Genomic DNA, 19171 nt, shown 5'->3' with positions numbered 1-19171 from the left:
ATGGGAGAAGGATCAGCCTTTGCCGACCGTTTTTTCTTTCTTCTCCGCGATTTCCTTGCAGTCAAAACACAGGTCCGCGGTAGGGCGGGCTTCCAGTCGGCGAAGACCGATTTCAACGCCGCAGGCGTCGCACCAGCCGTATTCTTCGTCCTGGATCTTCTGCAGGGTCTTGTCGATTTTCTTGATCAGCTTGCGCTCGCGATCGCGGTTGCGCAGTTCAAGGGCAAATTCTTCTTCCTGGCTGGCGCGGTCGGCGGGGTCCGGGAAATTGGCCGCCTCGTCCTTCATGTGGTCCACAGTCCGGTCCACACTGGTCATCAGCTCCTGCTTCCAGGCACCCAGCAGTTTGATGAAGTGCTTGCGCATGGGATCGCCCATGTACTCTTCACCCTTGGTTACCTGATAGGGCTCGACACCGTACATGGTCTGAGTTTTTTGCTTTTCTAGGGTGGACATGAATAGACCGCCTCTCACTTTTCTAATCCATTGCGCAGGCTGCTCCATCTCCGGCGCCCGCCGGCCCTGCGACTGCGAGCCGCCGAACTTACCAGATCGAATCGGGGTGCGCTACTCCCGGTTGTCAAGGCCAGGGCAACGCTACCTGGCCTTGATGATCTTTGCAGTGGACCGCAGCTTTTGCCACACGTTCGACCCCGCGCGTGGGTAGAATCATTATTCTAGACCCTTTTGAGAGAAGGCTAATGGCCCAGCCCTACAGTGCGCGCAGCCGCGCCATCGAACCTTTCCACGTGATGGCCCTGCTGGCCCGCGCCAACGAGCTGCAAGCGAGCGGCTGCGACGTGATCCACCTGGAAATCGGCGAACCGGATTTCACCACCGCCGCGCCGATCATCGAGGCCGGCCAGGCCGCACTGGCCCAGGGGCATACCCGTTATACCGCTGCCCGCGGGCTGCCGGCGCTGCGCGAAGCGATTGCCGGGTTCTACCAGCAGCGCTACGGGCTGAGCATCGACCCGCAGCGCATCCTCATCACCCCGGGCGGTTCCGGCGCCTTGCTGTTGGCCGCCAGCCTGTTGGTCGACCCGGGCAAGCACTGGCTGCTGGCCGACCCCGGCTACCCGTGCAACCGGCATTTTTTGCGCCTGGTCGAAGGCGCCGCACAACTGGTGCCGGTCGGCCCCGAGGCCAATTACCAACTCACCGCCGACCTGGTCGAGCGCTACTGGGACCAGGACACCGTCGGCGCCCTGGTGGCGTCACCTGCCAACCCCACCGGCACGGTGCTCGATCGCGATGAGCTGGCAAGCCTCTCGGCTGCCACCCGCGCGCGTAACGGCCATTTGGTGGTGGACGAGATCTACCACGGCCTGACCTACGGTATGGATGCACCGAGCGTGCTGGAAGTCGACGACGAAGCCTTCGTCCTGAATAGTTTTTCCAAGTATTTCGGCATGACCGGCTGGCGCCTGGGCTGGCTGGTGGCGCCACCGGCTGCGGTGGCTGACCTCGAAAAGCTGGCGCAGAACCTCTACATCAGTGCCCCGAGCATGGCCCAGCATGCCGCCCTGGCGTGTTTCCAGCCTGGCACCCTGGCGATTCTCGAAGAACGTCGGGCCGAGTTCGCCCGCCGCCGCGATTTCCTCTTGCCGGCCTTGCGTGAGCTGGGCTTCAAGATAGCCGTAGAGCCACAGGGTGCCTTTTATCTGTACGCCGACATCAGCGCCTTTGGCGGCGATGCCTTTGCCTTCTGCCGGCACTTCCTCGAAACCGAGCACGTGGCCTTCACCCCGGGCCTGGACTTCGGTCGCCACCAGGCCGGGCACCATGTGCGCTTTGCCTACACCCAGAGCTTGCCGCGCCTGCAGGAGGCGGTCGAGCGGATTGCCCGAGGACTACGGAGCTGGCAAGGCTGATGCGCTTTTCTCCACCCCTTGAAACCGCACGTTTGCTGCGCCGCTACAAGCGCTTCCTGGCTGACATCGAGCTGGCCAGCGGCGAGCAAATGACCATCCATTGCCCCAATACCGGCTCGATGTTCAATTGCATGGTCGAGGGCGGCCAGGTCTGGTTCAGCCGCTCCAACGACCCTAAGCGCAAGCTGCCCGGCACCTGGGAAATCAGTGAAACCCCGCAGGGGCGCCTGGCCTGTGTCAACACCGGGCGCGCCAACGCGCTGGTGGAAGAAGCCTTGCGTGCTGGCGTCATCAGCGAACTGGCCGGGTTTACCGGGCTCAAGCGCGAAGTGGCTTACGGCGAGGAGAGCAGCCGGGTGGATTTTCGCCTGGAGTTTGCCGAAGGGCCGGCCTATGTCGAGGTCAAGAGCGTCACCCTGGGCTTTGACGACTCGGCAGTCGCCGCCTTCCCTGACGCCGTCACCCAGCGCGGTGCCAAGCACCTGCGCGAGCTGGCGACCCTGGCCCGCCAGGGTGTGCGCGCGGTGCAGCTATATTGTGTGAACCTCAGCGGGGTCGAAGCCGTACGCCCTGCCGACGAGATCGACAGCGCCTATGCCGATGCCCTGCGCATAGCGGTGGCCGATGGCGTCGAAGTGCTTGCCTACGGCACGCGGATCGATGGCGAACAGGTTTATATCGATCGGCCTTTGCCGGTGTTGCTCAGTCGATAAACCAGATGCCCTGGCTGTCTTCGCGGCAGTTCAGGGCCGTCAGTTGCTCGCCCTCGCAAGGGCCGGCCACGCATTCGCCGGACTCGATCAGAAACAGCGCGCCGTGGCGCCCGCAGGCGATCAGGCTGGCGCTGCTGTCGAGAAAAGCGTCAGGTTCCCAATTCAGGGGGATGCCACGATGAGGGCAGTGATTGCGGTACAGGTAGACTGTGCCCGCACGGCGGACCGCGAAAATCCCCAGGTCATTGACACTGAAGCCTCGGCTCTGGCCTTCGCCCAGGTGCTCGGAATGACAAAGAAAATGCATGGTGAGGGTTACTCGAAGTCACAGTGACGGCTTGACGTGCAAATGCAAATAATTATCAAATTGCCTGCATCAGCCGTATCGGACGCTTTATACCGTGCGTCCCCGGCATTATCCACCCGGATTGCCGCTCCTCCTCATTCAAGGAAGCCTGTTATGCGCCCACGTGCCCGCCTGATCGCCCTGTGTGCCGGTCTTGTGTTCAACACCCTGGCCCAGGCCGACACCTTGCCGCAGCGCTGGGTCAGCGCCGGTGGGGCACTGAGCGAGTGGGTGGCGGCGCTGGGCGGCGAGCAGAAGCTGGTCGGGGTCGATACCACCAGCCAGCATCCGCAATCGCTCAAGGCCTTGCCAAGTATCGGGTATCAGCGCCAGCTGTCGGCCGAAGGAGTGCTGAGCCTGCGTCCGGATGTGCTGGTGGGCACCGAAGAAATGGGCCCGCCGCCGGTGCTCGCGCAAATCCGCGGCGCCGGGGTCAAGGTCGAACTGCTGTCGAGCAAGGCCGACCTGGGTGCGGTGGACAGCAACCTGCAGCAACTGGGGCGCTTGCTCGGCAATGAGCAACAAGCCCGGCAACTGTTCGCCGACTACCGCCAGCAACTCGATGAGCTGCAGGGCAAGATCAAGCAACTGCAAACCACCCAGGCCGCTCCCGGAGTGATTCTGCTGGTCGGTCATGCCGGCTCCAAACCGATGATCGCCGGCAAAGGCACCGCTGGCGACTGGTTGCTCAAACAGGCCGGTGCGCGCAACCTGGCAGATAACGAAGGCTACAAGAACTTCTCTGTCGAGGCCTTGGCAGCCCTTGACCCGGATGTGCTGGTGTTCGCCGACCGCAGCCTCAGCGGTGAGCAGGCCTTGCAGGCGCTGCTCAAGGAAAACCCGGCCCTGAATGCTTCGCGCGCCGCCCGTAACAAACGCCTGATCGAACTGGACCCGACCTTGCTGGTGGGGGGGCTCGGCCCGCGTCTGCCGGTTACCTTGCAGAACCTTTCCCACGCCTTTTACCCGACCGCGCAATGAACCGGCTGGTCAAGCCGCGCACGCTGTTCGTCACCCTGACGCTGCTGTGCCTGTTGGCGATCTGGTTGTCGCTGGCGCTGGGGCCGGTCAGCCTGCCGTTGTTCGATACTCTGCGCGCCGGAGCCCGGTTGATCGGGCTGCCCGTGGCCGGCGACGGGCTGGAGCAGGCCGAGCTGATCCTCGGCCAGATCCGCTTGCCACGGACCCTGCTGGGGTTGGCCGTGGGTGCCGTGCTGGCGCTGTCCGGGGTGGCGATGCAGGGGCTGTTTCGCAACCCGCTGGCCGACCCCGGCCTGGTCGGGGTGTCTGCGGGGGCCGCGCTCGGTGCGGCAGTGGCGATTGTCGGCGGCTCGTGGATGGGCGGTATTCCCGAGGCCTTCGGCCCTTATCTGTTATCGCTGTGTGCATTTCTTGGTGGCCTGGGGGTGACGGCGCTGGTGTATCGCCTGGGCCGGCGCGATGGCCAGACCAATGTGGCGACCATGCTCCTTGCCGGCATCGCCTTGACCGCCCTGGCCGGCGCAGCGGTAGGGCTGTTCACTTACCTGGCCGATGACGCCACCTTGCGCACCCTGACGTTCTGGAACCTGGGCAGCCTCAATGGCGCCAGTTACCAGCGCCTGTGGCCGCTGGTGTTGGTGACCGTGGGGGTCTCGCTGTGGCTGCCACGCCGGGCCCAGGCCTTGAATGTTTTGTTGCTGGGCGAGTCTGAAGCCCGCCACCTGGGCATCGAGGTCGAGAAGCTCAAGCGCGAACTGGTGTTCTGCACGGCGCTGGGGGTGGGCGCGGCAGTGGCGGCGGCGGGGCTGATCGGCTTTATTGGCCTGGTGGTGCCGCACCTGGTGCGTTTGCTGGCCGGGCCGGACCACCGCGTATTGCTGCCGGCATCTTTGTTGGCCGGGGCCTCGCTGTTGCTGTTCGCCGACCTGATCGCGCGCTTGGCGCTGGCACCTGCGGAACTGCCGATCGGTATCGTTACCGCGTTCATCGGTGCGCCGTTCTTCCTCTATCTGCTGTTGCGGGGGCGTGCCTGATGCTGTGTGTCGAAAACCTGTCGCTGCGCCGTGGCGAAAACCAGGTCCTCAGCGATATCAGCCTGGCCCTGCAGCCCGGCCAGGTACTGGGCGTGCTGGGCCCCAACGGTGCCGGTAAAAGCAGCCTGCTCGGGGTGATGTGCGGTGAGTTGAATCCCAGCCACGGACGGGTGAGCCTGGATGACCGCGGGCTGTGCGACTGGCCCGGGCAGCAGCGGGCCCAGCGCCTGGCGGTGCTGCCGCAGGTGTCCAGCCTGGGCTTTGCCTTCAAGGTCGAAGAAGTGGTCGGCATGGGTCGCTTGCCGCATAAAACCGGGCTTGAGCGCGACCAGCAGATCATCGACGCGGCCCTACAGGCGGCCGGTGCCGGCCACCTGCTCGGGCGCAGCTATCTGGCGCTCTCTGGTGGCGAGCGTCAGCGCGTGCACCTGGCGCGGGTACTGGCGCAGCTGTGGCCAGGCGAAGACGGGCGCATCCTGCTGCTCGACGAGCCGACCTCGATGCTCGACCCGCTGCACCAGCACACCACCTTGCAAGCGGTGCGCGAATTCGCCGATCGCGGCGCCGCGGTGATGGTCATCCTTCATGACCTGAACCTGGCGGCACGCTACTGTGATCGTATCCTCTTGCTCGAACAGGGTCGCAGCCATGCCCTGGATACCCCGCAGCAGGTATTGCGCCCCGATTCGCTCAAGGCGGTGTTCGGCATCGATGTGCTGGTCCAGCCTCACCCCGAGCGGGGGCACCCGCTGATCATCGCCCGTTAGGAGTACCGCCCATGCGTTGTCCCCGCTTGCCCGCATTGTTGCTGTTGCTGGTCTGGGGGCTCGCCGGCTGCCAGTCCCGGGCCGAAGTACCGCCATTGCCCGCCTGGCAAAGCCCCGAAGGCCGCGAGCATGCCGAGCTTGGGCAGATTCGTGAGCTGAGCAGCGGGCGCCTGTTGACGCCCGCGCAACTGCTGGAGCGGCTGGCGCAGGCGCCGCGGCTGCTGGTAGGCGAGAAACACGACAACCCCGACCACCATGCCCTGCAGTTGTGGCTGCTGCGCGCCCTGCAGGGGCAACGGCCGCAGGGCAGCCTGCTGCTGGAGATGCTGCAGCCGGTGCAGCAAGCCAAGGTCGATGCGCTGAAGCAGCAGGCCTTGCCGGCCGATCTGCCGCTGGCGCTTGGCTGGCAGCAAGGCTGGGATTGGGCCCTGTACGGACCGATCGTCCGCGAGGCCCTGGGCCAGCCTTACCCGTTGCTGGCCGCCAACCTCGACACCGAGGAGGTGCGCAGCCTCTATCGCCAGCCGCCACCATTGAAAGGTGAGCGCTCGACCGCCGCCAAGGTCCGGGCCGTGCTGCTGGAGCAAGTCCGGGAGTCCCATTGCGGCCTGCTGCCCGAAAGCCAGTTGCCGGCGATGCTGGCGGTTCAGCAACAGCGCGACCGGCGTATGGCCGAGCGCCTGCTGGCCGCGCCACAGCCAGCGTTGCTGTTAGCCGGTGGCTATCACGTGCGCAAGGACATCGGCGTGCCCTTGCATTTGGCCGACCTGGGCGCCGAAGCCGGCACGCAGGTGTTGATGCTCGCCGAAGTGGGGCAGGGGGTTGATGCGCAGATGGCTGATTATGTCTGGTACACCCCGGCTTTGCCGGAGCAGGACTACTGCGCGCAGATGCGTAAGGGCGAGTAAAAAGCCCAGGCAAAAAAAGACCCGGCAAAGTGCCGGGTCAATAACCGTGATTAGCCTGATGAGGAGATAATCTGAGAGTCCGAACCAGGGGCTTTCAGGTTACCCAACCAGTCTCGCGACCAGTTGTGATAATCATAACGATTCTCATTTCGTAGTCAAGCGTCGTGATTCAAAATTCCCGATTATTTTTCTGTACGGCAATTTTGCCGTCGAGTTGCTGGTTCAGGGCTTCCTTGCGTTCAGCCGGAATATCGTTCCAGTGCACATCAAGCAAGGCGCCTTCAATCGCGTACAGCAGCACCTTCGAGGCCCGGAAACCCCGGGTACGGACGGCCTTGTAGGCGTTGACCGCACCCAGCCGGCGTAGATCCGAAGCACTGTGGATGCCGACCGCATGCAGCCACTGCGCAGAAGTCTTGCCAAGGTTTTTCAGATGCTGGAGTTCATCGTTCATCAAGCCTCCTTGCGACGGCTGAACGGGTCTTGATTTAGTAATCGCGGCAGGTCAATGAGCAGTGTAGCGGCACTTGGGAAATACGCGGCGTTTTGCCATCCATGTGCCGACGGGTAGCCGAAAGCCCCCGCCAGGCCACGGCCGGCGGGGGTTTCGAAGGTTGCTGTCAGCGTGTGCGGTAGCGCAGGCGGGTGCCGAAGTTGACCGACATGAGAATCTCGTCGGCGCTCAGTTCGCTGGGAAAGTAGGTGCCGGAAATCTGTGCATGGGCCAGGCTTGCGCCTTCCAGGCCGTTGTGACGCAGGTCCAGGCCGCGCAGGTCGGAGGCGCGAAAGTAAGCATCGGTGAAGTCGATGCCGGTGGTGTCCAGCTCGCGCAGGTCGAGCCCGCGAAAATCGCCGCCACGAAAGTCGACGGTGCCATCCTTGGGTTTCTCGCGATTGAAACTGGCGATCTGTTCGTCATGCACCAGCGCATACAGCGCGCTGTCCAGTTGCCGTGGCTGATTCATGAGGCGCCTCCTTGTTTGCACTTGTGGTGACACTATAGTGCCATCATCAAGGGGGCGCCTGGAATCAGGCGTGAACTGTCGACTGCTTCACGTCCTGGGTGGTATCAGAGCCCGGGCAGGCGCTGGCGGATCTGCTTGACCAACAGGTCGAGGCTGCCACTTTCGTTGGTTTCCACGCGCTTGCTTTGCAGCAGCTCTTCGGCGCTGAGCGGATCACGGCTGGCCTGTTGCGCCTTGACCACGTCCAGGGTGGCATCCGACGGATCGTTCTGATCGGCCTGACGCTGGGCCAGCCAGCTGGCGATCACCGCATCCGGGGCGTTGCAGTCGAGGATCAGGAACGGCACGCCGGTTTCGCTGGCAACGCCGGCGGCGGCCTGGCGCTGCTCGTGCTTGAGGTAGGTGGCGTCGATAACTACCGGGAAGCCAGCACGCAGGATGGTTTCGGCCAGCTGGTGCAGACGCTGGTAGGTGGCCTGGCTGGCGTCTTCGCTATAGATGCCGGCTTGCAACTGACCGGCATTGGCGCTGGCTTGCTCACCGAACATGCGCTTGCGCTCGACGTCAGAACGCAGGCGAATGGCGCCCAGGGCGTCGACCAGGCGCATGGCCACGTGGCTCTTGCCGACTGCAGACACACCATGGGTGATGGCCAAAAAGCGCGAAGGGATGGCGCTGTAGCTTTCCGCCAGGTTGGCATAGTTGCGGTAGGTGCGCAGGGTAGTGGCGCGCTGCACCGCATCGGCGTTGGCCGGCATGCTGAACAGGGCGACCTTGGCCCGGACCAGGGCGCGGTAGGCCTTGTAGAAGTTCAGCAGTTCCAGGCCGGCGTAGTCACCGGTGAGTTCCAGGTACTGGCTGACGAAGCGGCGCGACAGCGATTTCAGCCCGCGGTCTTCGAGGTCCATGGCCAGGAACGCGGCATCGGCGTAGACGTCGGTCAGGCGGAACGGCTCGTTGAATTCAATGCAGTCGAAAATCACCACCTTGCCATCGATCAGGGTGGCGTTGCCCAGATGGATGTCACCGTGGCATTCGCGAATGAAACCTTCGGCCTTGCGCTGCTCGAGCAGGCCATGCAGGCGCTTGAAGCTGTCCTGGGCCCAGGCTTGCAGGGCATCGAGCTGCTGCAGGTCGGCCTTGTCGGAAAGGAACGGGCGAATCTGCTCGAAGTTCTGCTCGACCGGGGCCATGACGCTGTCCGGCGTGCCCAGCGGATGCTCGACGGCAACTTTTGGCGCGGCCAGGTGGAAGCGGGCGATCTGCTCGGCCATCTGGTCGATGTGCGCGGCGGTCAGTTCGCTGTTGGCCTGCAGGGTGCTGAGCATCTGGCTCTGGGGGAACTGGCGCATTTTCAGCGCGTATTCGATCGGCTCGCCTTCGCCGCCCAGTTGGGGCGCTTCGGCGCTGCCGGTGATCGGCAGTACTTCCAGGTACAGGTCGTCGGTCAGGCGCTGGTTCAGGCGCAGTTCTTCGGCGCAGAAGTGTGCCCGCTGGGAGAGCTCGGTAAAATCGAGGAAACCGAAGTTCATCGGCTTCTTGATCTTGTAGGCATAGTCACCGGTGAGCAGCACCCAGGAGATATGCGTCTCGATGACCTGAAATGCCTTCACCGGGTGAGGGAACAGGGCGGGATTCTGCAGGGCTGTGATCAAGGCTTGGCTCACGGGCGATCCTTCTGGGTCGGAGATTCGAATCGGCCATTATGGCCGCAAGCGGGGCTGGTGCAAACCGCCGGAGGGCGCCTGTCGATGATTGATAAAGTGCGTATAATCCGCCGCCATGACTCGATCCCGATCCCCCCGTACCGCTAAAAAACGCCCGTCTGGCCGCTCGCGTGCCTGGCTGGGCTGGGCCTTGAAGCTCAGCCTGGTCGGCCTTGTGCTGGTGGCGGGCTATGCCATTTACCTCGATGCTGTGGTCCAGGAGAAATTCTCCGGCAAGCGCTGGACCATCCCGGCCAAGGTGTATGCCCGGCCGCTGGAGCTGTTCGTCGGCCAGAAGCTGAGCAAGGCCGACTTCCTCATCGAGCTCGATGCCCTCGGCTATCGCCGTGAAAGCGTCGCCAATGGCCCGGGTGCGGCGGCGGTCAACGGCAATACCGTCGATCTCAATACCCGTGGCTTTCAGTTCTATGAAGGCATGGAAAGCGCACAAGCGGTGCGCGTGCGCTTCTCTGGCGACTATGTTGCCGGGCTCAGTGGCGCCAACGGCTCGAAACTCGACGTGGTGCGCCTTGAGCCGCTGCTGATCGGCGGCCTGTACCCGAAAAACCTCGAAGACCGCATCCTGATCAAGATCGACCAGGTGCCGCCGTACCTGCTGGAAACCCTGGTGGCCGTGGAAGACCGCGACTTCTATCACCACTTCGGCGTGTCGCCCAAGTCCATTGCCCGGGCAGTGTGGGTCAACACCTCGTCCGGCGCCATGCGCCAGGGCGGCAGTACCCTGACCCAGCAGTTGGTGAAGAACTTCTACCTGACCAACGAACGCAGCCTCAGCCGCAAGCTCAATGAAGCGATGATGGCCCTGCTGCTTGAGCTGCATTACGACAAGCGCGAAATCCTCGAGGCCTACCTCAACGAAGTGTTCGTCGGCCAGGACGGCCAGCGTGCGGTGCACGGCTTCGGCCTGGCCAGCCAGTTCTTCTTCAGCCAGCCGCTGTCGGAGCTCAAACTGCACCAGATCGCCTTGCTGGTCGGCATGGTCAAGGGCCCTTCCTATTACAACCCGCGGCGCTACCCGGAGCGGGCGACGGTGCGGCGTAACCTGGTGCTCGACCTGCTGGCCGAACAGGGCGTGGCCACCCCGGAAGCGGTGGAAGCAGCGAAGAAAATGCCACTGAGTGTGACCAAGCGCGGCAGCCTGGCCGACAGCTCCTACCCGGGCTTCCTCGACCTGGTCAAACGCCAGCTGCGCCAGGACTATCGTGACGAAGACTTGACCGAAGAAGGCCTGCGCATCTTCACCAGCTTCGATCCGATCCTGCAGATGAAATCCGAAGCGGCCATGGGCGAGACCTTCAAGCGTCTGGCCGGGCGCAAGGGCGCCGATGAAGTCGAAGCGGCGATGGTTGTAACCAACCCGGAGACCGGCGAAGTCCAGGCCCTGATCGGTAGCCGCCAGGCAGGTTTTGCCGGCTTCAACCGCGCGATCGACGCGGTACGGCCGATCGGCTCGCTGGTCAAGCCGGCGGTGTACCTGACCGCCCTGGAAAAACCGAGCAAATACACCCTGACCACGTGGGTGCAGGACGAGCCGTTCTCGGTCAAAGGCGCCGATGGCCAGGTGTGGAAGCCGCAGAACTACGATCGTCGTTCCCACGGCACCATTTATCTGTATCAGGGCCTGGCCAACTCCTACAACCTGTCGACCGCCAAGCTCGGCCTGGAACTGGGCGTGCCGAACGTACTGAAAACCATCGGCCGGCTGGGCGTCAACGTCGACTGGCCGGCGTTCCCGTCGATGATGCTCGGCGCCGGCGGCATGTCGCCGATGCAAGTCGCAACCATGTACCAGACCCTGGCCAATGGCGGCTTCAACACGCCGATGCGCGGTATTCGCAGCGTGCTGACTGCCGAAGGCGAGCCGCTTAAGCGCTATCCGTTCCAGATCCAGCAAACCTTCGATCCGGGCGCCATTTATCTGGTGCAGAACGCCATGCAGCGGGTCATGCGCGAAGGTACCGGGCGTTCGGTCTACAGTGTGCTGCCAAGCTCGTTGAACCTGGCAGGCAAGACCGGTACCAGTAACGATTCCCGTGACAGCTGGTTCGCAGGCTTCAGCCAGGATTTGCTGGCAGTGGTGTGGCTGGGGCGTGACGACAACGGTAAAACGCCATTTACCGGAGCCACCGGTGCGCTGCAGGTCTGGACCAGTTTCATGCGCAAGGCCGACCCGCTGCCACTGGACATGCCGCTGCCCGACAACGTGGTGCAGGCCTGGATCGATCCGCATAGCGGCCAGGGCTCGGACGCCAGTTGCCCAGGCGCCGTGCAGATGCCGTATATTCGCGGAAGTGAACCGCCGGCCGGAGCCGCCTGTGATGGTGAGCCGGATCCTGCCGAGTCCGTCATGGACTGGGTCAAGGGTTGGATGAATTAAGCATTAGCCTAGAGAGGGTGTGCAGTGAACAAGTGGTGGTTTCCAGCCTTGACGGCGCTGGCTTTGCTCAATGGCTGCGCCAGCAATCCGCGCGGCTCCATTCCCGTGGTCGACTCCAGTACCCGGGTCTCCAACAGCGAGCGGGTTACGGCCAACCGTGGCGCGCCGGCGCAGGTCAATAACGGTACGCGCCAGGCGCAAGCCGTGCCCCAAGACTCCGGGGTGATGGTCATGGTCCCGCAGGGTTCCGGCGCCGCACCGATCCAGACTTTCCCGGCGGCCACCGGCGCCGCGCCGATCAGCACCGGTCCCATTACTCCGGGCCCGAGCAGTTCGACGCCGTTCGACAGCAGCTCGACCAACGCCGGCAGCTACACCATGCCGAGCACCAGCGCGCCGAGTGCACCGAGCGGCATTCCGCGCTCCAGCGCTGCCAGCGGTGGCCTGTCGGCTGACGAACAGCTCGACGGCCCGGTGCTGGCGCTGCTGACCACCGCCCAGCAACAGCAGAGCGGCGGCGACTACAACGGCGCTTCGTCGAGCCTGGAGCGTGCCCAGCGCATTGCCCCGCGTGAGCCGCAGGTGCTTTACCGTCTGGCCCAGGTACGCCTGGCCCAGGGCGATGCTGCGCAGTCCGAGCAACTGGCGCGCCGCGCGCTGACCTACGCCAACGGTCGCCCCGACCTGCAGGCCGGGCTGTGGAACATCATTGCCCAGTCGCGCGAGAAGCAGGGTGACTCGGCCGGTGCAGCGCTGGCCCGGCAGAAAGCCCAGGTCAACCTGTAATGGATCAACGCATCCTCGATATCGCCGATCACCTGCTGTTGATCGAGCGCGAGCTGCACGTCCAGGGCTGGTGGAGCGAGCAGCCGCCAAGCCCCGAGGCGCTGGCGAGCACAGTGCCCTTTGCGGTCGACAGCATGAACTTCGATCAGTGGCTGCAGTGGATTTTTCTGCCAAGAATGAAAGTGATTCTCGAGAACGGACTGGCGCTGCCAAATGCCTCCGGGATCCTGGTCATGGCTGAAACGGTATACGTCGACCGCCCGGAGCAAAGCCGCGAGCTACGCAGGCTGCTAGCAGAGTTTGACCAATTGATCAGTCCTTCTGCCTGAATTTCCCTCTTTTCACCCTTGGAGCCACAGATTGTGGCTCTTTTTGTTTGTATTGTTAGTATTTCTGCTGCTGTCACTGGTATTAGTGGTGGCTGTAGATAGTCCTTGGGCGAAATTGGCAATAATTTTTCTTGACTTGCGCGCGCCGAAAAAGAAGAATCCAGATTCCGCTGTAGAGGGACTGCCAGAAGCAGACCCGCTAAGCAGATCATGAGGCGCACACCCGCGCCGACCTGTTACACCCCGCAACGCGTTACCTCGCGCTGGGTGGGAAAACCCCGCAACACTTTGGGGCGCTCCCAATACTTGCTCAGTCAGTGCTGACGTAGTCGGCGATTTCGTCGCTCATGCTCTGCTTGGCAGTAAACCTATTAAGACCCGTCCACCGTGGACGGTATTCTGGCGTTTTAGAGGTGAACAACGTGGAGCTTTTATCTGGCGCTGAGATGGTCGTCCGCTTTTTGCGTGACGAAGGCGTTAAGCACATCTACGGGTACCCTGGTGGTGCTCTCCTTCATGTTTACGATGCCCTGTTCAAAGAACCGGAAGTAAGCCACATCCTGGTTCGTCACGAGCAGGCCGCAACCCATATGGCGGACGGTTACGCCCGTGCCACCGGCAAGGCCGGCGTGGTACTGGTGACCTCGGGCCCTGGCGCGACCAATGCCATCACCGGTATTGCCACCGCGTACATGGACTCCATTCCGATGGTCATCCTCTCCGGTCAGGTGCCAAGCACCATGGTCGGTACCGATGCCTTCCAGGAAACCGACATGATCGGTATTTCCCGGCCGATCGTGAAGCACAGCTTCATGATCAAACACGCCTCGGAAATCCCTGAAGTCCTGAAAAAAGCTTTCTATCTGGCGCAATCCGGTCGCCCGGGCCCGGTCGTGGTCGATATCCCCAAAGACATGACCAACCCTGCGGAAAAGTTCGAATACGTCTACCCCAAAAAGGTCAAGATGCGTTCCTACAGCCCGGCTGTGCGTGGCCACTCGGGGCAGATCCGCAAGGCTGCCGAGATGTTGCTGGCTGCCAAGCGTCCAGTGGTCTATGCCGGTGGCGGCGTGATCCTCGGCGGCGGCTCTGCAGCCCTGACCGAAGTTGCGCAGATGCTCAACCTGCCGGTCACCAATACCTTGATGGGCCTGGGCGGCTATCCGGGTACCGATCGCCAGTTCCTCGGCATGCTCGGCATGCACGGCAGCTACACCGCCAACCTGGCCATGCACCACGCTGACGTGATTTTCGCTGTCGGTGCGCGCTTCGACGACCGCGTGGTCAATGGCCCGGCCAAGTTCTGCCCGAACGCCAAGGTTATCCACATCGACATCGACCCGGCGTCGATCTCCAAGACCATCAAGGCCGACGTGCCGATTGTTGGCCCGGTCGAGAGCGTGCTGAGCGAAATGGTCGCGACCTTGCGCGAAATCGGCGAGCAGCCAGACAAAGCCGCCATGGACGCCTGGTGGAAGCAGATCGAAGAATGGCGTGGCGATCGCGACATGTTCCCTTACGACAAGGGCGACGGCAGCGTGATCAAGCCGCAGACCGTGATCGAGACCCTCTGCGAAGTGACCAAGGGCGATGCCTTTGTTACCTCCGACGTGGGTCAGCACCAGATGTTCGCGGCGCAGTACTACCGCTTCAACAAACCCAATCGCTGGATCAACTCCGGCGGCCTGGGCACCATGGGCTTCGGTTTCCCGGCGGCCATGGGCGTGAAGTTGAACTTCCCGGACCAGGACGTTGCCTGCGTTACCGGCGAGGGCAGCATCCAGATGAACATCCAGGAGCTGTCGACCTGCCTGCAGTACGACCTGCCGGTGAAGATCGTCAACCTGAACAACGGCGTCTTGGGCATGGTCCGCCAATGGCAGGACATGGCCTACAACAGCCGTCACTCGCACTCCTACATGGAATCGCTGCCTGACTTCGTCAAGCTGGCCGAGGCCTATGGTCACGTGGGTATCCGCATCACCAGCCTGAAAGACCTCAAGCCCAAGCTCGAGGAAGCGTTCGCCATGAAAGACCGCCTGGTGTTCATCGATATCCAGGTCGACAACAGCGAGCACGTCTACCCGATGCAGATCAAAGACGGCTCCATGCGCGACATGTGGCTGAGCAAGACGGAGCGTACCTAATCATGCGGCACATTATTTCCCTGCTGTTGGAAAACGAACCCGGTGCCTTGTCTCGCGTGGTCGGTCTGTTCTCGCAGCGTAACTACAACATCGAAAGCCTGACGGTGGCGCCAACCGAAGACCCGACCCTGTCGCGTCTGACGTTGACCACGGTCGGTCATGATGAGGTGATCGAGCAGATCACCAAAAACCTGAACAAGCTGGTTGAAGTCGTCAAGCTGGTCGACCTCTCGGAAAGCGCGCACATCGAACGTGAACTGATGCTGGTCAAGATCAAGGCCACGGGCGCCCAGCGCGCGGAGATCAAACGCACCACCGATATCTATCGTGGGCAGATCGTCGACGTCAGCAGCAGCGTCTATACCGTTCAGCTGACTGGCGCCAGCGACAAGCTTGACAGCTTCATTCAGGCCATCGGTACCGCGTCCATTCTCGAAACAGTGCGCAGCGGCGTTACCGGCATTGCCCGTGGCGACAAAGTGCTCAGCATCTAACTCAAAAAATTAGCGATGGCCCTATGGGCCGAGATAACAGGGGTATTTTCATGAAAGTTTTTTACGACAAAGACTGTGACCTTTCCATCATCCAGGGCAAGAAAGTTGCCATCATCGGTTACGGCTCCCAGGGCCACGCTCAGGCGTGCAACCTGAAGGACTCCGGTGTGGACGTCACTGTCGGTCTGCGTAAAGGTTCGAACACCGTTGCCAAAGCCGAAGCTCACGGCCTGAAAGTTGCCGATGTAGCGACCGCTGTTGCCGGTGCCGACCTGGTCATGATCCTGACCCCGGACGAGTTCCAGTCCCAGCTGTACAAGAACGAAGTCGAGCCGAACATCAAGAAAGGCGCCACCCTGGCCTTCTCCCACGGTTTCGCCATCCACTACAACCAGGTCGTTCCACGCGCCGACCTGGACGTGATCATGATCGCGCCAAAAGCGCCAGGTCACACTGTACGTTCCGAGTTCGTCAAAGGCGGCGGCATCCCTGACCTGATCGCGATCTACCAGGACGCTTCCGGCAATGCCAAAAACGTTGCCCTGTCGTACGCCGCTGGCGTCGGCGGCGGCCGTACCGGCATCATCGAAACCACCTTCAAGGACGAGACTGAAACCGACCTGTTCGGTGAACAAGCCGTTCTCTGCGGCGGTACCGTCGAGCTGGTCAAAGCGGGCTTCGAAACCCTGGTTGAAGCCGGCTACGCGCCAGAAATGGCCTACTTCGAGTGCCTGCACGAACTGAAGCTGATCGTTGACCTCATGTACGAAGGCGGTATCGCCAACATGAACTACTCGATCTCCAACAACGCCGAGTACGGCGAGTACGTGACCGGCCCAGAAGTCATCAACGCCGAATCCCGCCAGGCCATGCGCAACGCTCTGAAGCGCATCCAGGACGGCGAATACGCCAAGATGTTCATCAGCGAAGGCGCCACCGGCTACCCTTCGATGACCGCCAAGCGTCGTAACAACGCTGCCCACGGCATCGAAGTCATCGGCGAGCAACTGCGCTCGATGATGCCTTGGATCGCAGCGAACAAAATCGTCGACAAGGCCAAGAACTGATCTTGTCCTGATGCGATGAAAACGCGGCTTCGGCCGCGTTTTTTCGTTTAGGCGGTCAGCTTCTGGTATAAAGCTTCATCGTTTGTCGGCGAACCCTCGTCGCAGACGTCTGTCGAAACTTTCCACACCGTTGCAAGGTAATGTCCATGAGCGAACGTCCCGAAGAGCCGAACAAGGCCTCTGACGCCGAAAGCCTGCTACCGATCGATGAGCATGTTGAAGAAGGGCATGACGCCGAAGGACGCAAGGTTCGGCATCGCGGCATCTATCTGCTGCCCAATCTGTTCACCACTGCGAACCTGTTCGCCGGTTTCTATTCGATCATCAACTCCATGAGTGCCCAGGCGGCCCTTAGTGCGGGTGATCCACGCGAGGCGAGCAAGTATTTCGCCTTCGCCGCCATCGCCATTTTTGTCGCCATGGTCCTTGATGGCCTGGACGGCCGCGTGGCACGCATGACCAACACCCAGAGCGCCTTCGGTGCCGAGTACGACTCGCTGTCGGACATGGTTGCCTTCGGTGTCGCCCCGGCATTGCTGGCCTTCGGCTGGGCCCTGGGTGACATGGGCAAGGTCGGCTGGATGGTCGCCTTCATCTATGTCGCTGGTGCCGCGCTGCGTCTGGCGCGCTTCAACACCCAGGTCGGCAAGGCCGACAAGCGTTACTTCATCGGCCTGGCCAGCCCGGCGGCAGCCGGCGTGGTGGCTGGTACCGTCTGGGCTTTCAGCGACTACGGCATCCAGGGCTCGAAGCTGTCGTTCCTGGTGGCGCTGCTGGTGGCGGCGGCCGGTATGCTGATGGTCAGCAACATCAAGTACAACAGCTTCAAGGAGCTGGACCTCAAGGGGCGCGTGCCGTTCGTAGCGATCCTCGCCGTGGTGCTGGTGTTCGCGGTAGTCTTCAGTGACCCGCCGCGCATCCTGCTGCTGGTGTTCCTCGGCTATGCGGCCTCCGGTCCTGTGCAATACCTGTTGCGCATGCGTCGGCGGAAAAACATCGAGTGATGTAATTTCGCTAGGGCTCCGTAGTCTACTGGTGCATCAGTCCTCCAGTTCTACGGAGCCATCATGCTCATCAAGCTGCCCAAAGCCTCCGATTGCAAAGAATCGGACGTCACCCCCGAATCTCTCTATGTCTCTCGCCGCGCCATGCTTGGTGGGTCGCTGGCTGCCCTGGCGGCAACCGCGCTGCCGCGCTGGGCCAGTGCTGCCGATCCATCGCGCTATGCCGATGTCGAGGCGGGCAGGGCGCCAGGCTGGTTCAACGACAAGCTCGCCGCTACTCAGTGGCAAGCCGTAACCGCGCCGGGGGAGGCGACCACGCCATTCAAGGACGCCACCCACTACAACAATTTCTATGAGTTCGGTACCGACAAGGGTGATCCGGCGGCCAATGCCGGCAGTCTGAAAACCGAACCCTGGACCGTGGTGGTGGATGGCGAGGTCGGCAAGCCCGGGCGTTATGCCCTCGAAGACTTCATGAAGCCCTACCAGCTGGAGGAGCGCATCTATCGTCTGCGCTGCGTGGAGGCCTGGTCGATGGTCATCCCCTGGTTGGGCTTTCCGATTTCGGCACTGCTCAAGCAGGTCGAGCCAACCTCCAAGGCCCGCTACATTCGCTTCGAAACGTTGCAGGACCCGAAGACCATGCCTGGTCAGCGCTCAAGCTTTGCCCTGATCGACTGGCCTTATATAGAAGGCTTGCGCCTGGATGAGGCGATGAACCCGCTGGCCATTCTCGCCGTCGGCATGTACGGGCGTGAACTGCCCAACCAGAACGGCGCGCCGTTGCGTTTGGTGGTGCCATGGAAGTATGGGTTCAAGAGCATCAAGTCGATCGTGCGCATCAGCCTGGTCGAAGAACAGCCACGTACCACCTGGCAGGCGATTGCCCCGGATGAATATGGCTTCTATGCCAACGTCAACCCCGAGGTCGATCACCCGCGCTGGACCCAGGCACGTGAGCGGCGCCTGCCCAGCGGCCTGTTCAGCCCCAATGTGCGGCCCACGCAGATGTTCAATGGCTATGCCGAAGAAGTGGCAGGGCTTTACAGTGGCCTCGACCTGCGGAAGAACTACTGATGCGCTATCCACTGTTCAGGCTTGGCATCTTTATCCTGGCCAGTATCTGGCCGCTGTGGTGGTTATATGAAGCGGCCATGGAGGCCCTTGGGCCGGACCCGGGCAAGATCCTCGTTGATCGCCTGGGGCTAGGGGCTTTGATCTTCCTGTTGATAACCCTGAGCATGACGCCCTTGCAGCGCCTTACCGGGTGGTCGGGCTGGATCGTCTCGCGGCGGCAGCTGGGGTTGTGGTGCTTTGCTTATATAGTGCTGCACCTGAGTGCCTACATGTTCTTCGTGCTTGGCCTGGACTGGGGGCAGTTGGGCGTAGAGCTGAGCAAGCGTCCCTACATTATTGTCGGCATGCTGGGATTTGTCGGTTTGCTGATATTGGCGGTGACATCCAACCGCTACAGCCAGCGTCGCCTGGGTGCTCGCTGGAAGAAGTTGCACAAGCTGGTGTATGTCATCCTCGGGTTGGGCTTGCTGCACTTTCTCTGGGTGGTGCGCGCTGATCTTAAAGAGTGGTCCATATACGCCGTTATTGGTTTGTTCCTGCTGGCCCTGCGCATTCCCGCGCTTGAGCGGCGAATT

At 62.2% G+C, this 19171-nt stretch carries 20 protein-coding genes (1 of these 20 only partly in view); 15 read left to right on the top strand and 5 right to left on the bottom strand.

Going from position 1 to position 19171, the window contains the following annotated elements:
• Positions 1-12: 12 nt before the first annotated feature.
• Positions 13-456: an RNA polymerase-binding protein DksA gene (gene dksA / locus LOY54_RS23440; protein ID WP_195885061.1), complete on the bottom strand. Its 444-nt coding sequence runs from the start codon at positions 454-456 to the stop codon at positions 13-15.
• 245 nt (positions 457-701) lie between these two features.
• Here dksA and LOY54_RS23435 point away from each other — a divergent pair, with 245 nt between their 5' ends.
• Both LOY54_RS23435 and sfsA read left to right on the top strand, forming a co-directional pair.
• Positions 702-1874, top strand: coding sequence for a pyridoxal phosphate-dependent aminotransferase (locus LOY54_RS23435; protein WP_045199695.1), 1173 nt, complete (start codon positions 702-704; stop codon positions 1872-1874).
• The gene (gene sfsA / locus LOY54_RS23430; RefSeq protein WP_233674452.1) at positions 1874-2587 is read left to right on the top strand and encodes a DNA/RNA nuclease SfsA; all 714 of its coding nucleotides are present in this window, start codon (positions 1874-1876) and stop codon (positions 2585-2587) included. The genes LOY54_RS23435 and sfsA overlap by 1 nt, the downstream gene beginning before the upstream one ends.
• Here the strand turns inward: sfsA and LOY54_RS23425 are convergent.
• Positions 2577-2894, bottom strand: coding sequence for a Rieske 2Fe-2S domain-containing protein (locus LOY54_RS23425; RefSeq protein ID WP_258608097.1), 318 nt, complete (start codon positions 2892-2894; stop codon positions 2577-2579). The genes sfsA and LOY54_RS23425 overlap by 11 nt on opposite strands.
• Positions 2895-3047: 153 nt before the next feature.
• Here LOY54_RS23425 and LOY54_RS23420 point away from each other — a divergent pair, with 153 nt between their 5' ends.
• From LOY54_RS23420 to LOY54_RS23405, 4 genes are read left to right on the top strand one after another with little or no spacing between them, the layout of a single operon-like run.
• Positions 3048-3914: a hemin ABC transporter substrate-binding protein gene (locus LOY54_RS23420; protein WP_258608095.1), complete on the top strand. Its 867-nt coding sequence runs from the start codon at positions 3048-3050 to the stop codon at positions 3912-3914.
• 50 nt (positions 3915-3964) lie between these two features.
• A complete protein-coding gene (locus LOY54_RS23415) occupies positions 3965-4948 on the top strand; it encodes an iron ABC transporter permease (protein WP_258610746.1) in 984 nt (327 codons plus the stop codon).
• On the top strand, positions 4948-5715 hold the full coding sequence (locus LOY54_RS23410; RefSeq protein WP_258608093.1) for a heme ABC transporter ATP-binding protein: 768 nt from the start codon (positions 4948-4950) through the stop codon (positions 5713-5715). The genes LOY54_RS23415 and LOY54_RS23410 overlap by 1 nt, the downstream gene beginning before the upstream one ends.
• 11 nt (positions 5716-5726) lie before the next feature.
• Positions 5727-6623 carry a ChaN family lipoprotein gene (locus tag LOY54_RS23405; protein ID WP_093379360.1) on the top strand — a complete coding sequence of 299 codons (897 nt, stop codon included), beginning with the start codon at positions 5727-5729 and terminating at the stop codon, positions 6621-6623.
• 169 nt (positions 6624-6792) lie between these two features.
• On the opposite strand, the gene LOY54_RS23400 is transcribed toward LOY54_RS23405, so the two are convergent.
• The 3 genes from LOY54_RS23400 to LOY54_RS23390 all read right to left on the bottom strand — a co-directional run bounded on the left by LOY54_RS23400 (position 6793) and on the right by LOY54_RS23390 (position 9255).
• A complete protein-coding gene (locus LOY54_RS23400; protein WP_045199681.1) occupies positions 6793-7077 on the bottom strand; it encodes a TfoX/Sxy family protein in 285 nt (94 codons plus the stop codon).
• A 166-nt stretch (positions 7078-7243) separates the two neighbouring features.
• Positions 7244-7588 carry a pentapeptide repeat-containing protein gene (locus LOY54_RS23395; protein WP_045199678.1) on the bottom strand — a complete coding sequence of 115 codons (345 nt, stop codon included), beginning with the start codon at positions 7586-7588 and terminating at the stop codon, positions 7244-7246.
• Between the two features lie 104 nt (positions 7589-7692).
• On the bottom strand, positions 7693-9255 hold the full coding sequence (locus tag LOY54_RS23390; RefSeq protein ID WP_045199676.1) for a bifunctional aminoglycoside phosphotransferase/ATP-binding protein: 1563 nt from the start codon (positions 9253-9255) through the stop codon (positions 7693-7695).
• 115 nt (positions 9256-9370) lie between these two features.
• Between LOY54_RS23390 and mrcB the strand changes: the two genes are divergently transcribed.
• From mrcB to msrQ, 9 genes are all read left to right on the top strand, one after another.
• Positions 9371-11692, top strand: a complete 2322-nt coding sequence (gene mrcB / locus LOY54_RS23385) for a penicillin-binding protein 1B (RefSeq protein ID WP_258608092.1) — start codon at positions 9371-9373, stop codon at positions 11690-11692.
• A gap of 24 nt (positions 11693-11716) precedes the next feature.
• A complete protein-coding gene (locus LOY54_RS23380) occupies positions 11717-12478 on the top strand; it encodes a hypothetical protein (RefSeq protein ID WP_093379370.1) in 762 nt (253 codons plus the stop codon).
• Positions 12478-12807, top strand: a complete 330-nt coding sequence (locus LOY54_RS23375; protein ID WP_045199670.1) for a YqcC family protein — start codon at positions 12478-12480, stop codon at positions 12805-12807. The genes LOY54_RS23380 and LOY54_RS23375 overlap by 1 nt, the downstream gene beginning before the upstream one ends.
• A 422-nt stretch (positions 12808-13229) precedes the next feature.
• Positions 13230-14954, top strand: a complete 1725-nt coding sequence (locus LOY54_RS23370; RefSeq protein ID WP_045200042.1) for an acetolactate synthase 3 large subunit — start codon at positions 13230-13232, stop codon at positions 14952-14954.
• 2 nt (positions 14955-14956) lie between these two features.
• The gene (gene ilvN, locus LOY54_RS23365) at positions 14957-15448 is read left to right on the top strand and encodes an acetolactate synthase small subunit (protein ID WP_010223016.1); all 492 of its coding nucleotides are present in this window, start codon (positions 14957-14959) and stop codon (positions 15446-15448) included.
• A gap of 50 nt (positions 15449-15498) precedes the next feature.
• Complete coding sequence (gene ilvC / locus LOY54_RS23360; RefSeq protein WP_258608081.1) at positions 15499-16515, top strand: ketol-acid reductoisomerase; 1017 nt, start codon at positions 15499-15501, stop codon at positions 16513-16515.
• 146 nt (positions 16516-16661) lie between these two features.
• Positions 16662-17519 (top strand): CDP-diacylglycerol--serine O-phosphatidyltransferase, encoded by an 858-nt coding sequence (gene pssA, locus LOY54_RS23355; protein WP_010223018.1) that lies wholly within the window; start codon positions 16662-16664, stop codon positions 17517-17519.
• A 63-nt stretch (positions 17520-17582) separates the two neighbouring features.
• A complete protein-coding gene (gene msrP, locus LOY54_RS23350) occupies positions 17583-18596 on the top strand; it encodes a protein-methionine-sulfoxide reductase catalytic subunit MsrP (RefSeq protein WP_195885053.1) in 1014 nt (337 codons plus the stop codon).
• On the top strand, positions 18596-19171 hold the 5' portion of the coding sequence (msrQ, locus tag LOY54_RS23345; protein WP_045199663.1) for a protein-methionine-sulfoxide reductase heme-binding subunit MsrQ. 45 nt of this gene lie beyond the right edge of the window; 576 of the gene's 621 nt are visible here — the first part of the coding sequence; the start codon lies at positions 18596-18598; its stop codon lies off the right edge, out of view. The genes msrP and msrQ overlap by 1 nt, the downstream gene beginning before the upstream one ends.

Source organism: Pseudomonas sp. B21-032 (assembly GCF_024748965.1).
Classification (GTDB): Bacteria; Pseudomonadota; Gammaproteobacteria; order Pseudomonadales; family Pseudomonadaceae; genus Aquipseudomonas.
This window is presented reverse-complemented; position numbering and strand designations above follow the sequence as displayed.

Excerpts from the sequence above, each read along its gene's own strand:
- ilvC (WP_258608081.1), top strand. The coding sequence starts at position 15,499 with ATGAAAGTTTTTTACGACAAAGACTGTGACCTTTCCATCATCCAGGGC.
- LOY54_RS23375 (WP_045199670.1), top strand. The coding sequence starts at position 12,478 with ATGGATCAACGCATCCTCGATATCGCCGATCACCTGCTGTTGATCGAG.
- pssA (WP_010223018.1), top strand. The coding sequence starts at position 16,662 with ATGAGCGAACGTCCCGAAGAGCCGAACAAGGCCTCTGACGCCGAAAGC.
- dksA (WP_195885061.1), bottom strand. The coding sequence starts at position 456 with ATGTCCACCCTAGAAAAGCAAAAAACTCAGACCATGTACGGTGTCGAG.
- msrP (WP_195885053.1), top strand. The coding sequence starts at position 17,583 with ATGCTCATCAAGCTGCCCAAAGCCTCCGATTGCAAAGAATCGGACGTC.
- LOY54_RS23400 (WP_045199681.1), bottom strand. The coding sequence starts at position 7,077 with ATGAACGATGAACTCCAGCATCTGAAAAACCTTGGCAAGACTTCTGCG.
- LOY54_RS23435 (WP_045199695.1), top strand. The coding sequence starts at position 702 with ATGGCCCAGCCCTACAGTGCGCGCAGCCGCGCCATCGAACCTTTCCAC.
- LOY54_RS23425 (WP_258608097.1), bottom strand. The coding sequence starts at position 2,894 with ATGCATTTTCTTTGTCATTCCGAGCACCTGGGCGAAGGCCAGAGCCGA.
- LOY54_RS23405 (WP_093379360.1), top strand. The coding sequence starts at position 5,727 with ATGCGTTGTCCCCGCTTGCCCGCATTGTTGCTGTTGCTGGTCTGGGGG.
- LOY54_RS23395 (WP_045199678.1), bottom strand. The coding sequence starts at position 7,588 with ATGAATCAGCCACGGCAACTGGACAGCGCGCTGTATGCGCTGGTGCAT.
- LOY54_RS23410 (WP_258608093.1), top strand. The coding sequence starts at position 4,948 with ATGCTGTGTGTCGAAAACCTGTCGCTGCGCCGTGGCGAAAACCAGGTC.
- mrcB (WP_258608092.1), top strand. The coding sequence starts at position 9,371 with ATGACTCGATCCCGATCCCCCCGTACCGCTAAAAAACGCCCGTCTGGC.
- sfsA (WP_233674452.1), top strand. The coding sequence starts at position 1,874 with ATGCGCTTTTCTCCACCCCTTGAAACCGCACGTTTGCTGCGCCGCTAC.
- ilvN (WP_010223016.1), top strand. The coding sequence starts at position 14,957 with ATGCGGCACATTATTTCCCTGCTGTTGGAAAACGAACCCGGTGCCTTG.
- LOY54_RS23420 (WP_258608095.1), top strand. The coding sequence starts at position 3,048 with ATGCGCCCACGTGCCCGCCTGATCGCCCTGTGTGCCGGTCTTGTGTTC.